General features: G+C 70.0%; 13 protein-coding genes. 10 read left to right on the top strand and 3 right to left on the bottom strand.

What is annotated here, in order from left to right:
• The first annotated feature begins 22 nt into the window (after positions 1-22).
• The gene (locus tag VNG13_09840) at positions 23-1,213 is read left to right on the top strand and encodes a hypothetical protein (protein ID HVA60818.1); all 1,191 of its coding nucleotides are present in this window, start codon (positions 23-25) and stop codon (positions 1,211-1,213) included.
• On the opposite strand, the gene VNG13_09835 is transcribed toward VNG13_09840, so the two are convergent.
• From VNG13_09835 to VNG13_09825, 3 genes are all read right to left on the bottom strand, one after another.
• The gene (locus VNG13_09835) at positions 1,143-2,525 is read right to left on the bottom strand and encodes an MFS transporter (GenBank protein HVA60817.1); all 1,383 of its coding nucleotides are present in this window, start codon (positions 2,523-2,525) and stop codon (positions 1,143-1,145) included. The two genes, VNG13_09840 and VNG13_09835, sit on opposite strands and share 71 nt — an antisense overlap.
• A gap of 76 nt (positions 2,526-2,601) precedes the next feature.
• Entirely contained in the window at positions 2,602-3,669 is a 1,068-nt protein-coding gene (locus tag VNG13_09830; protein ID HVA60816.1) for an inositol-3-phosphate synthase, read from the bottom strand.
• A 50-nt stretch (positions 3,670-3,719) separates the two neighbouring features.
• Positions 3,720-4,280 carry a PadR family transcriptional regulator gene (locus VNG13_09825; GenBank protein HVA60815.1) on the bottom strand — a complete coding sequence of 187 codons (561 nt, stop codon included), beginning with the start codon at positions 4,278-4,280 and terminating at the stop codon, positions 3,720-3,722.
• Between the two features lie 328 nt (positions 4,281-4,608).
• Here VNG13_09825 and VNG13_09820 point away from each other — a divergent pair, with 328 nt between their 5' ends.
• The 9 genes from VNG13_09820 (at position 4,609) to rplI (ending at position 12,259) form a co-directional block, all read left to right on the top strand.
• Positions 4,609-5,031 (top strand): DUF5318 family protein, encoded by a 423-nt coding sequence (locus VNG13_09820; protein ID HVA60814.1) that lies wholly within the window; start codon positions 4,609-4,611, stop codon positions 5,029-5,031.
• Between the two features lie 43 nt (positions 5,032-5,074).
• The gene (locus VNG13_09815; GenBank protein ID HVA60813.1) at positions 5,075-7,231 is read left to right on the top strand and encodes a transglycosylase domain-containing protein; all 2,157 of its coding nucleotides are present in this window, start codon (positions 5,075-5,077) and stop codon (positions 7,229-7,231) included.
• 45 nt (positions 7,232-7,276) lie between these two features.
• Positions 7,277-8,629 carry a glycosyltransferase 87 family protein gene (locus VNG13_09810; protein ID HVA60812.1) on the top strand — a complete coding sequence of 451 codons (1,353 nt, stop codon included), beginning with the start codon at positions 7,277-7,279 and terminating at the stop codon, positions 8,627-8,629.
• Positions 8,620-9,804: a hypothetical protein gene (locus tag VNG13_09805; GenBank protein ID HVA60811.1), complete on the top strand. Its 1,185-nt coding sequence runs from the start codon at positions 8,620-8,622 to the stop codon at positions 9,802-9,804. The genes VNG13_09810 and VNG13_09805 overlap by 10 nt, the downstream gene beginning before the upstream one ends.
• Positions 9,805-9,877: 73 nt before the next feature.
• Complete coding sequence (locus tag VNG13_09800; protein ID HVA60810.1) at positions 9,878-10,627, top strand: hypothetical protein; 750 nt, start codon at positions 9,878-9,880, stop codon at positions 10,625-10,627.
• A 79-nt stretch (positions 10,628-10,706) separates the two neighbouring features.
• On the top strand, positions 10,707-10,997 hold the full coding sequence (rpsF, locus tag VNG13_09795; protein ID HVA60809.1) for a 30S ribosomal protein S6: 291 nt from the start codon (positions 10,707-10,709) through the stop codon (positions 10,995-10,997).
• A gap of 13 nt (positions 10,998-11,010) precedes the next feature.
• On the top strand, positions 11,011-11,517 hold the full coding sequence (locus VNG13_09790; GenBank protein HVA60808.1) for a single-stranded DNA-binding protein: 507 nt from the start codon (positions 11,011-11,013) through the stop codon (positions 11,515-11,517).
• A 44-nt stretch (positions 11,518-11,561) separates the two neighbouring features.
• Complete coding sequence (gene rpsR, locus VNG13_09785) at positions 11,562-11,798, top strand: 30S ribosomal protein S18 (protein HVA60807.1); 237 nt, start codon at positions 11,562-11,564, stop codon at positions 11,796-11,798.
• Between the two features lie 11 nt (positions 11,799-11,809).
• A complete protein-coding gene (rplI, locus tag VNG13_09780) occupies positions 11,810-12,259 on the top strand; it encodes a 50S ribosomal protein L9 (protein HVA60806.1) in 450 nt (149 codons plus the stop codon).
• Positions 12,260-12,349 lie beyond the last annotated feature (90 nt).

The raw sequence follows: 12,349 nt of genomic DNA, 5'->3' as shown, positions 1-12,349 counted from the left end.
TCCGGGGGTCGATCATGGACGGATGGGGCAAAGCAGGCATGCCGGGCCCAGGACGACCCGGTTCACCCTCGCCGGGCTGCTGGCCGGCGCCGCCCTGACGAGTTGCGCCACCCCGGCCCGTGACCTCCCGACCCGGCTCGCGCACGTCAGCGCGACCCGGATCCTCGACCGGGCCGGGCATGTATCCGCCGCCTTCACCGGGGAGCTGCTCTCACCGGGGGACGCGGTCGAGACCGGTCCCGGGGGAGCGGCAATCCTCGCCACCGGCGGACGCCAGGTCTGGCTCGGTCCGGACGCCGAGCTTTCCGTCCTCGACGGAGCCGACCAGCTGCTCGATCACGGCACGGTCCTCGTCGACGGCCGGGCCGGCCCGACCCTCGACGTCGGCGTCGGCGACCTGCACGTGGTCACCGGCACCGGGTCGGGTGTGCGGGTGGAGCGTAGCTACGCCATCCGGATCGGAGTCCTCGTCGGCAGCGCGACGGTCACCAGCGGCTCCGGCCGGGAGGTCACCGTCCCGGCCCTCCACCAGATCACCGCCCCCGGGCTCACCTTGCCGGCAGTCCCGCCGTTCCCTCTCCAGCTGACCGACGACGCTGCGGAGCGGACCGTCGCGCCGCAGCTGGTGGCCGACGACTTGTTGCTCGGGCAGGAGGCGCAGGCCATCGATGCCGGGGGTACCGGTACCGGGGTCGAGACGGCGGCGGGCCGTCTGCTTCCGGTCGGCTTCGTCACGGTCGTGCCGAGCCAGGCCAGCGAGACGGTCCTGCCGCTACTCGTGGCGGAGACCGCGGCGACGGGGGCGGGGGGGTTGGCGCAACGCTACGCGGCGGCCTTGGTGCTGCGCTCCGACAACGGATCCTGGGGGGTCATCGCGCACCTGTTCGGGACGACCGCGCTGCGAGCTGGCGCCGCCTTGCAGGCCCTGCTCGGCACCGCCGGGGTGAGCACGGTCAGCGCCGCGCAGGGGCCTTTGGCCGTGCCTGGGTCAGGGCCGGCGCCGGGGGCGCCGTCGGTGCGACCGTCCGGAGTCCGGGGCGGTCCGCCGCCGCCTTCGCCCTCGCCCTCGTCGTCGTCCGGACCGGGGCCGGCTTCCAGCCCGCATCCGAGCCCGAGCCCGACCGGTTCGGTCAATCAGCTGATCACGACGGTGACCGGATTGCTCCCGGCGTTGCCGACGCCGGCGCCGACGTTGCCGCTCGGGCTGCCGTAACCTCGGCGTGGTCGGGGCCCGCACCGCCCCGGACCGACTCCCGGCGCACGAACCAGCCGTAGCCGAGGGCCGTGAGGGCGTACCCCGCGGCGATCCCGCCCAGGACGGGATAGGACTTCCCGCTGCGCGGAAGTGTGAATGCTCCGATCACCGCGGCGAGGACGAAGGCGGCGTTGAAAGCCATGTCGTAGAGCGAGAAGACCCGGCCGCGGAATCGGTCGTCGATGCGTTCCTGAAGGATCGTGTCGACGCAGATCTTGGACGCCTGGGCAGCCAGGCCCAGGAAGACGCCGGCGATCAGGAAGCTCGGCTGAGTGTAGGGCAGCCCGAAGGCGAGTTCGACGCCGGAGGCCATCGCGAACACGCTGACGATGCAGGCCGGCTTACCGATCCGAGCCACCAGAGGCGGGGTCAGGACCGCCGCCGCGATGGTGCCGATCGCGATGGCGACCACGACCTGCGCAAGCCCACCGAGGCCGGCCCGGTAGAAGCCGTGATCGTGGAAGTAGTTGCGGTACAACAGCAGGGTCGCCACCGTCGAGAGCCCGTAGTAGAGCCGGTGCGAGGTGACCGCCAGCATGGCGGCGGTGGCATCCCGCCGCCGCCGCAGATGCCGGGCGCCTTCCGTGAAGCCGACGAGCACCGCGGCGAAGGCATGGCGAACGGCGGGCGCGAGGGTCTGGGCGTCCGGGCCGAGCAACCGCCGGTCGAAGGCGCGGGCCAATCCGGCCGAGACCACGTAGACGACGGCGGCGGCGAGCGCGGTTAGCGCGCTGCCTCGATCCCCTCGGCCGGCGAGAGACCGCAGCCCCAGGGCCAGCGCGGCGCCGGCCGCCGTCGCGACGCTGCCCGATGTGGTGGAGACGCTGTTGGCGGTCACTAGCTGCCCGACCTCCACGACATGTGGCAGCGCCGCGGACAGCGCCGCCAGGAGGAAGCGGTTGACGCTGAGCGCGCAGAGCGCCGTGAGGTAGAACAGCGGCCCGGTGGGGCCGTGCCAGCCGACGAAGGCCGCAAGGAACACGAGCAGGCCGGCCCGGATGAGGTTGGCCCGGACGAGGACCCGCTGTCGGCTCCAGCGGTCGATGAACACCCCGACGAACGGTCCGACCAGGCTGTACGGAAGGAGCACGATTACGAAGCTGATCGCCGCTGCCGTCGCATCGGTTTGCCGATCGGGGTTGAACAGAACAGCGGCCGCGAGGCTGGCCTGGAAGACGCCATCGGCGGCTTGTGACGTGAGCCGCACCGCATAGAGACGGGCGAACCGGCGGTTGCGCAGCAACCCCCGCAACTCGCCGAGGACGGACACCGGACCAGCGTACGGCCGCGTTCCACGGCAGCCGGACCGGTTATCCACCGGCCCGGGTTCGGCTCAGCCGGCGATCTCAGCCGGCGATGAAGTCCTCCACCGCACGACGGGCCTCGTCATCGCGGTACTGCTCGGGCGGCGACTTCATGAAGTACGAGGACGCGCCCAGCAGCGGTCCGCCGACCCCCCGGTCTTGGGCGATCTTGATGCAGCGAACGGCATCGATGACCACGCCGGCCGAATTGGGGGAATCCCACACCTCGAGCTTGTACTCGAGGTTGAGCGGCACATCACCGAAGGCCCTGCCTTCAAGGCGTACATAGGCCCACTTGCGGTCGTCGAGCCAGCCGACGTAGTCGGACGGTCCGATGTGCACGTTCTTCTTGCCGATCTCGTGCGAAAGCTGGGAGGTCACCGCCTGCGTCTTCGAGATCTTCTTGGACTCGAGCCGCTCCCGCTCGAGCATGTTCATGAAGTCCATGTTGCCGCCGACGTTCAGCTGCATCGTCCGGTCCAGGACCACGCCACGGTCCTCGAACAGCTTGGCGAGCACCCGATGGGTGATCGTCGCCCCGACCTGGCTCTTGATGTCGTCACCGATGATCGGAACGTTCGCCGCCGCGAAGCGGGCCGCCCACTCCGGGGTCCCGGCGATGAACACCGGAAGGCAGTTGACGAAGCCGACGCCAGCTTCGATGGCACAGTCTGCATAAAACCGGGCGGCGTCTTCGGAGCCCACCGGCAGGTAGCAGACGAGCACGTCTGCCCGGGCCTCGCGCAGCGCCCCGACGACGTCTACCGGCTCCTCGGAGGACTCCTGGATCATTTCGCGGTAGTAGCGCCCCAGCCCGTCGAGCGTGGGGCCACGCTGGACCGTGATCCCGAGCGGCGGCACGTCCGCGATCTTGATCGTGTTGTTCTCGCTAGCGAAGATCGCCTCGGAGAGGTCCCGGTTCACCTTCTTGCCGTCGACGTCGAACGCTGCGACGAATTCGATGTCGCTGACGTGGTAGTCCCCGAGCTGGACGTGCATCAGGCCGGGGACCCGGGCCGATGGGTCGGCGTGGCGGTAGTACTCGACGCCCTGGACCAATGAGGCGGCGCAGTTTCCAACCCCGACGATGGCTACGCGGACCGAACCCATTCCGGCCACTCCTTGTCTCGTTTGATGTTCGAACGGTGGGATGTGCGGGCTCACGGTGCGCTCGAGTGGGGTTGCCCGGTTGGCCCGCCCCGCTCGGTGGCGATGAGCTCGTTGAGCCAGCGGACCTCGCGGTCGACCGACTCGAGGCCGTGCTGTTGCAGTTCGAGCGTGTACCGGTCGAGCCGTTCCCGGGCCCGGCCCAGGGTCGAGCGGACCCCCTCGCGGCGTTCCTCGAGCCTGGTACGCCGCCCTTCGAGGATCTTGAGTCGCACGTCAGCGTCGGTGTGCGCGAACAGAGCGAAGTGCACGCCGAACGTTTCGTCCTCCCAGGCAGCCGGACCGCTTTCGGCGAGCAGCTCCTGAAGCCTCTCCTTGCCTTCGGCGGTGAGCTTGTACACGATCTTGCTCCGGCGACCGGTCAGGGCAGGTCTCGGCGCCGCCGGCCCGTCTTCGCAGATCCAGCCCCGGATCAGCAGGCTTTTGAGGCAGGGGTACAGGGAGCCGTAGGAGATGGCCCGGAACGGGCCGAGCTGCGTGGCCAGCCGCTTGCGCAGTTCGTAGCCGTGCTGTGGGGTCTCGTGCAGGAGCCCGAGTACGGCGAGCTCCAGCACGCCGGTACGGTTGCTCACCCCTGCCTCCGAGTTCTCTCCGCGCGTGGGCCCGAGACCTTTCCGGTGCCCCTGACGCGATTCCCGATGTATCGTCGCGATACATCGGGAAGATACCTCAGTGTCGTTGCGGTCGCAAGCCTGGGCAGGCAGTGCCACCGTGGGGTGCCGTCCGGCTGGCTGCCGGTCCGGTCAGATCGGCGAGTGTGCAATTTCCGACATGAGGCACGCGGGGACCGCGTCGAAAATTGCACACTCGCAGGGAAGCGGGAAGCGGCCGGCCCAACTCTTGCCCCGCGCGATACCGGACATCGGGCGTACCCTGGTGCGCGTGCTGTCCCCTAGGTCGGTGATCGACTACTCGCTCGCGCGCCGGGCGGTGCTCGCCGACCTTTTCGCCGGCCGGGCCTCGGTGCTCGACGTCTGCGACGCCCACCCATACCTGAAGCGGGCCGCGAAGTACCACGGCGAGCCCACGGACACTTCGTGCCCGGTCTGCCGGAAAGAACGGCTGATCCACGTCACCTACACCTACGGCGACTGTTTCAAGGGTGAGACGAACGGCCGGGTTCGCGTGCGGGGGGACCTCGCGGAACTGGCCCGCGAACTTCCGGAGTTCACCGTTTATGTCGTCGAGGTGTGTCGGTCCTGTGGCTGGAATCACCTCACGACCTCCTACGTCCTGGGGACCGGCCGAGCCGAGCCGGGCCGTGGGCGCCGGTCCGGTCGGACCCGCCGCGCGGCCGAGGAGTAACCCCCCGGTTTGATCGCCCCCGGTCAGGGGGCACAGTGCAGCCGTGGGAAAAGTCGCGGCCGGGCGCCGCCGGTCGGTCGCCCGCGGCTGGCGCCGGGCCGTCCCGACCCGCCGGCAGGTGCTGGTTGGTCTGCTCGGCGCGGTTGGGCTGGTCATCGCGCTCGTGGCCGTCGGCTATGCCACCACGACGATTCCGAACCCGAGCGCGGTGGCCAGCGCGCAGACCACCTACGTGTATGCCTCCGACGGGCACACCGTGCTGGGCCGCCTGGGCAGCGTCGACCGGGTGGACGTCCCGCTCTCCCGGGTCCCGGCGGCGGTGCGGTTCGCGGTGCTCGCGGCCGAGGACCGGAACTACTACTCGGAGCCGGGCATCTCGATCCCTGGGATCGCCCGCGCGATGTTCGTGGACATCACCGGGGGTAGTCAGCAGGGCGGCTCCACGATCACTCAGCAATATGCGAAAAACGCCTATCTCACCCAGGCCCGGACCTTTTCCCGCAAGATCCGTGAGGTCTTCCTGGCGATCAAAATCGACCGCACCAGGTCGAAGAACACCGTCCTCGAGGACTACCTGAACACGATCTACTTCGGCCGGGGGGCCTACGGGATCGAGGCCGCGGCCCGCGCGTACTTCGGGGTCGACGTCGGCGCGCTCAATGTTGCGCAGGGCGCGGTCCTCGCGGCGGTTATCGACGCGCCGGCGATCTTCGATCCGGCCGAGGACCGCACCGCCGCTGTGAATCGGTGGCACTACGTAATCCACGGCATGGTGATCAAAGGCTGGCTACCGGCCGACAAGGCCGCGCTGCTGCGCTACCCGCCGGTCCTCCAGCCGCATTCAGCGGCCGTCGGACAGGGCCCAGGCGGGTTCATCGTGGCCGCCGTCAGGGCCGAGCTCGCGGCGCACGGGATCTCCGGCGCCCAGCTGGAGGCGGGCGGCTACCGGATCACGACCACGATCGACGCCCGCGACCAGCGGGCGGCTGTCACCGCCGAGAACCAGCTGCATGCGGCAGTGCCCGGGCCGGTCAGCGCCCTGGTCGCGGTCCAGCCCGGCGACGGGGCGGTCCGGGCCTACTACGGCGGTGCGAATTTCGGCGATCCCAAGATTCCCGGGGCCTTCGACGACCTGGTTCAGGCGAAGACCCAGCCCGGGTCGAGCTTCAAGCCCTACGTGCTGATGACCGCGCTCGCCCAGGGGGTCAGCCTTGACCAGGTCTTCGACGGGACCTCGCCCAAGGCGATCCCTGGGTATCCGGGTGGCCTGTCCAACGCCGGGGGCGAGCAGTGCCCTCGGTGCAGCCTGATCGATGCGACCGCCCGATCGATCAACACGGTCTACGTTCCGCTCGCCATCCAGGTCGGCCCGGACAAGATTGCCGCGACCGCACACGCCGCGGGGATTCCCGCCACCGACGTGCTGGCGGATCCGAACGGCTATACCAGTGCGGGGATCGCACTCGGTGTTTACGACGTCCGACCCCTGGACCAAGCGGTTGGGTACGCGACCATCGCGGCGCAAGGGGTGGAGGCGTCCCCCTACCTCGTCGCGAAGGTGACGACCCAGGCCGGGCAGGTGGTCTACACGGCCCACCCGAAGGTCCACCAGGTCATCGACCCGAAGGTCGCCGCCGACGCCACGTACGCACTGGAGCAGGTGCTCGACAACCCGCTCGGAACCGCCTATGGGAAGTCGTTGGCCAACGGCCGGCCGGCCGCCGGGAAGACCGGGACCTCCAGCGGCAACAACAACGCGAACCGGGACGCCTGGTTCGTTGGCTACACCCCTCAGCTTTGCGGTGCCGTTTGGCTCGGGAACCTCAACGGCTCGCCGCTTCCCACCGGCGGCAACGGTGAGGTGTTCGGCGGCGGACCGCCGGCCGCGGCGTGGCAGACCTTCATGAACCTGGCACTCGCGAAAGCGCCGATCGTGCAGTTCCCCGCACCCAGCGCGATCGGCACTCCCACCCCGGCTAGCGCGAGTCCGACGCCCTCGAAAACGCGTTCCCCGACCCCTACCCCGACCGCTTCGGCCACGCTGCCCTCCCCACCCCCGACCCCGAGGGTTACGGTCAGCGTGGGTCCGTCCGTGACCCCGTCGCTCAACCCGAGTTCCAGTCCCACACCGTCGAGCTCGACGCCCCCGCCGACGGCTGCCCCGGCCGGCGGCGCGGGGAGCACCCCGGCGCCGCCCTAGGAGTGCTTGGCGTAGCGGCCCAGGTGATGCGGCACCATGGGCCCCGTGACCACCCCGTCCGAGGTCGCGCCGACCCGGTCCGACCCGTTCGCGCACGGGATGAGCGAGCTCATCGGTGGTCCCTGGGGTCGACACGCGACCCGCCCCCGGCAGCGGTTCTGGTGGCCGGTCCGAATCCTGCTGCTGGTCACGGTGGCGGCTTGCGCCCTGGGCTGGGCGCAGAAGTACTACTGTCGCGACCCGTCCAACTGGGTGCACGAGCGCCAGTACACGACGATGTGCTACTCCGACGTCGTCGCGCTCTATTACGCCGAGCGTCTCGATCAGGGTCAGCTGCCTTACCGGGATCACGCCGTCGAGTACCCGGTCCTCACCGGCGGGGTGATGGCGGTGGCCATGGAGGGTGCCCGGCTGTTTCCGCCCGGCGACCGCCCGCAAGGGTTCTTCGACGTCACTGCGATCTTGCTGACGCTCTGCGCATTGGTCCTGGTCGCCTCCACGGTTCGACTCGCCGGACGGCGACGGCCGTGGGACGCCATGATGGTCGCGGTCGCCCCGGTCCTCGTGCTCCAGGCGTTCACCAACTGGGACCTGCTGGCGGTCGCGCTGACCGGTGCCGGGCTGTGGGCCTGGAGCCGTAACCGCCCCGGCTGGGCCGGGGCGGCCCTGGGCCTCGGGGTCGCGGCGAAGCTCTACCCGCTGCTCATCCTCGTGCTGGTGCTTCCTCCGCTGGCCCTGCGGTCACGCCGGCTGGGTCCCGCACTCGCGGCGCTCCGCTCCGCGGCCGTGGCGTGGCTCGTCGTCGACCTGCCGATCTGGCTGCTCTATCCGGCGTCGTTCGGACGGTTCTACTCCGGGAACCTCCACCGGCTCGCCGACTGGGATTCCCTCTGGTTCGGATTGCAGTACGCAGTCGGCCGACAGAACACACCCTGGACCGGAACCGCGTTCTCGATCTCCGTCGCCGTTCTGCTCGTCGTCCTCGTCGGTGCGGTGCTGGCGCTCACCCTGGCGGCGCCAACCCGGCCGCGGGTCGCCCAGGTTGCGTTCCTCGTGCTGCTGGCTTTCCTGCTGGGCAACAAGGTCTGGTCACCGCAGTACAGCCTGTGGCTGCTCCCGCTCGCAGTCCTCGCCCGGCCTCGGTGGGGGACCTTCCTGCTCTGGCAAGCCAGCGAGGTCTGGCTGTTGTTCACCCGCTTCTACTTCTTCGTCGGCAACGACAAGGCGGGGCAGGGCGTGCCCGAATGGGTGTTCCTCTGGTCGGTCCTGGCCCGTGACGCCGTCCTGCTGGTTCTTGCCGGACTCGTGGTCCGGGAGATCCTGCACCCTGAGCTCGACGTCGTCCGGACCGCCGAGGTCGACGACCCGATGGCCGGCCCCCTGGCGTCGTGGGCCTGACCGAGACCGGTGCCGGCGTCCGGCGGAGCACGCGGCGCTCCCCTCGACCCGCGGCCGGTGGGCCCCGGCTGACCCGCGACGCGCTCACCGTCTGGATCGCCAGCCGGGCATCGGTCGCCGTTCTCGCAGTTGCCGGTGCCTGGACCGTGGGCGACGTATCGGCCGGGCGGATGCCCTCGTTCTCGGCGCTGTGGAACCGGTGGGACGTCGGGCTCTTCGACAAGATCGCCCGTTGGGGGTATTTCGGCTATCCCCGGCACTATCCCGACCAGGGGGTCGCGGCGTTCTTCCCGGGCGAGCCCTTGCTGCTCCGGGCGGTACACGTAGTGATCCCCAGCTGGATCCTCGCGGGGCTGGCCATCTCCGCGGTGGCCGGAGCGGTTGCGGCGGTGGCGTTGGCCCGGATCGCGGCCATCGAGGGCGGCCCCGAGCAGGGCCGACGAAGCGTGCTCTACCTCGTCGCTTCGCCGTTCGCGGTCTTTCTTTTCGCCGGGTACTCGGAGTCGCTGTTCCTGGCGTTCGCGCTGCCGGCGTGGCTCGCCGGGCGGCACGCTCGCTGGCGTTCGGCGGGGCTGCTTGCCGCCGGGGCGAGCCTGGTCCGGATCACCGGAGTGTTCCTGGCGCTGGCCCTTGCGATCGAGTATTTGGCAACCCGTCGCTCGCGCCCTCGTCCGGTGGATGCCGGGGCCGGCTGGCTGCTCGCCCCCTGGCTGGCGGTCGGCGGCTACTTCGGCTATCTGCGGGCGCGGACCGGCGACTGGCTGGCCTGGCAACACGCCCAGGCGCTCGGCTGGGGCCGGTCGTTCACCAGCCCGTGGCAGTCGTTCCTGACCACGTGGCATGCCGCGTGGAACCCGAATCAAGGGGCCGCGTACGCGTGGTCGTTTCGCACAGAGCTGCTGGCCGTCGCGCTGGGCGTGGTGCTCAGCCTCGTGTTGCTGTACCGGAGACGTTGGGGTGAGGCCGGCTACGTGGGGGCCCAGGTTGCCGCCTTCGCCACCTCGAGCTTCTACCTCTCGGTCGGTCGGGCCACCTTGCTGTGGTGGCCACTCTGGGTCATGTTGGCGGGCGCCGCCCTGCGTAGACCGGCCGTGCACGTTACCTACCTGGCGCTCGCCGCCCCGCTTGGGGCGGTGCTCGTCATCGCGTTCACCCAGGGCCACTGGGTGGGCTGAACTTCCGCTCTGAACGGCCCGATCACCGGCCGCCTCGGGCCGCCCGACCGCGGCACGGATGCGACGATGACCTGTGCCGCTACACCGGGTTCGGACGATCGCGACTGCGCTGGGGGGCGTCCTTTGCTGCCTCGCGGTGGCCGGCCTGGGTGTTGCACACGCATCGGCGCCCCAGTCGAAGACGGTCACGATCGAGCAGAGTGGAGTCAACCCGGCGACGTTCGACACCAAGCTGCTGCGGGTCCCCGTGGGCACCACGGTGATGTTCGCCAACCACACCAGCTTCAGCTACACGGTCACCGCCCAGGGCTACAGCAGCGGCTCGATCCCAACCGGAGGGACCTCGCCCACCGACTACCGGCCGCTGGCCGGCACGCACCGGGTGACCGGGACCTCGCTCATCGACAACACGGTCTCGATGAGCATCGAGGCCGACCCGGCGTCGGCGTCGCCGACGCCTGCTCCCAGCCGGTCCGCGGTCACGCCGACGCCAACGGTCACGCCGCGAGCATCGACCAGCCCCGCCAACTCCGTCCCGCCGAGTCTGGCGCCGACCAGCCCCGAGCCGTCGTTCCCCGGGCTCATTCCCGGGCCGCCGGGAACGTCCGTCGCACCGAACGGTCCGGGCAGCCCGCCGGTGCTCGGCGCGCCCAGTTCCGGGGGCGCGGTACCCAATGCAGCGGGCCCGGCCGCGTCGACCGAGCAGCCGCAGCCCCGCGCGCTCGGCCTCGCGGCCGTCGTCGCCGCCGTGCTGCTCGCCGGGCTGGCCGTCGGTCAGGTCCGGGTGTTGCTCGCCGAACCCACAGTGCCGCCGGTGCGATAGCCTGTCCCCCTCGCGACGCGAGATCCCTCCTGTCACGGAATGCCCGTGGCCGCCGAGTCCAGAGGAGGTGGGGTTACGCATGCGTCACTACGAGTTGATGGTCATCCTCGATCCTGATCTAGAGGAACGCACGATCGCCCCGTCCCTCGAGCAGTTTCTCAGCGTGGTCCGCCAGGGCGGGGGCAGTGTCGAGAAGATCGACATCTGGGGCCGGCGTCGGCTCGCCTTTGAGATCACGCACAAGGTGGAGGGCATCTACGCGGTGATCGACCTCACCGCCGAGCCGGACACCGTCAAGGAGCTCGACCGCCAGCTCAACCTGAATGAGTCGGTGCTGCGGACCAAACTCATCCGTCCGGACGCCCGGTAAGGGAGGCGCTGTCATGGCTGGTGACACCCAGATCACGATCGTCGGAAACCTCGTCGACGACCCGGAGTTGCGGTTCACGCCGAGTGGCGCCGCGGTTGCGAAGTTCCGGATCGCCTCGACGCCCCGCTACATGGACCGTCAGACCAACGAGTGGAAGGACGGCGAAAGCCTCTTCTTGTCATGCAATGTGTGGCGACAGGCGGCGGAGAACGTGGCCGAGTCGCTGCATCGCGGCACTCGCGTCATCGTTCAGGGCCGGCTCAAGTCGCGCTCCTACGAGACCAAGGAAGGCGAGAAGCGCACGGTCTTCGAAATCGAGGTCGACGAGGTCGGCCCGTCATTGCGCAGCGCGACCGCCAAGGTGAACCGGACCAGCCGCTCCGGCGGGGGGGCCGGCGGCACGGGGCCGGGCGCCGCCCCGGGCGGCGACGACGCCTGGACGGCTCCGGCGCGCACACCGGGTGGCGACGACCCTTGGGCGTCCACCGCCGGTGGGCTCTCCGACGAACCGCCGTTCTAGCCGCCGTGTCACGAGCCACAGGACATCAGTTGAGGAGCACTTCGATGGCCAAGCCCCCGGCCCGCAAGCCGAAGAAGAAGGTCTGTGTGTTCTGCAAGGACAAGGTCACGTATGTCGACTACAAGGACACGGGGCTGCTGCGCAAATACGTTTCCGACCGCGGCAAGATCCGGGCCCGTCGGGTGACGGGCAACTGCAGCCAGCATCAGCGTGACGTGGCGACTGCGGTCAAGAACAGCCGCGAGATGGCCATGCTCCCCTACACGAGCACCGCGCGGTAGGAGGGTTCTTCGTGAAGCTGATCCTCACCCGTGACGTGCCGGGAGTCGGCGCGCCCGGCGACATCGTCGAGGTTCGCGACGGGTACGGCCGCAACTTCCTGGTGCCCCGGGGCGACGCCATGCTCTGGACCCGCGGTGCGGAGACCCAGGTGTCGAGCATTCGGCGGGGCCGGGAGGTCCGTGAGATCGCGGATCGCGGTCAAGCCCAGGCGGTGGCGGACGGATTGGCGGCCCTCGAGGTGAGCTTGCCGACCCGGGCGGGTCAGGGCGGCCGGCTGTTCGGTTCGGTGACGGCGGCCGACATCGTCCAGGCGGTCCAGTCGGCCGGTGGACCGGTGCTCGACAAGCGTCGCATCGATATCGCCAGTCCGATCAAGACGGTGGGCTCGCACACCGTCGAGGTGCGCCTGCACCCGCAGGTCACCGTCCAGCTGAGCATCGACGTCGTCGCCGCCAGCTGATACCCGGCCGGCGACGGTCAGGGGCCCGGCTGGGAGGACCCCGGGCCGGGCTCGGACCGGATTATTTTGTCTCCACAACCCCGATGCCGG

The sequence above is a fragment of the Mycobacteriales bacterium genome (assembly GCA_035533475.1).
Taxonomy (GTDB): domain Bacteria; phylum Actinomycetota; class Actinomycetes; order DATLTS01; family DATLTS01; genus DATLTS01.
This window is presented reverse-complemented; position numbering and strand designations above follow the sequence as displayed.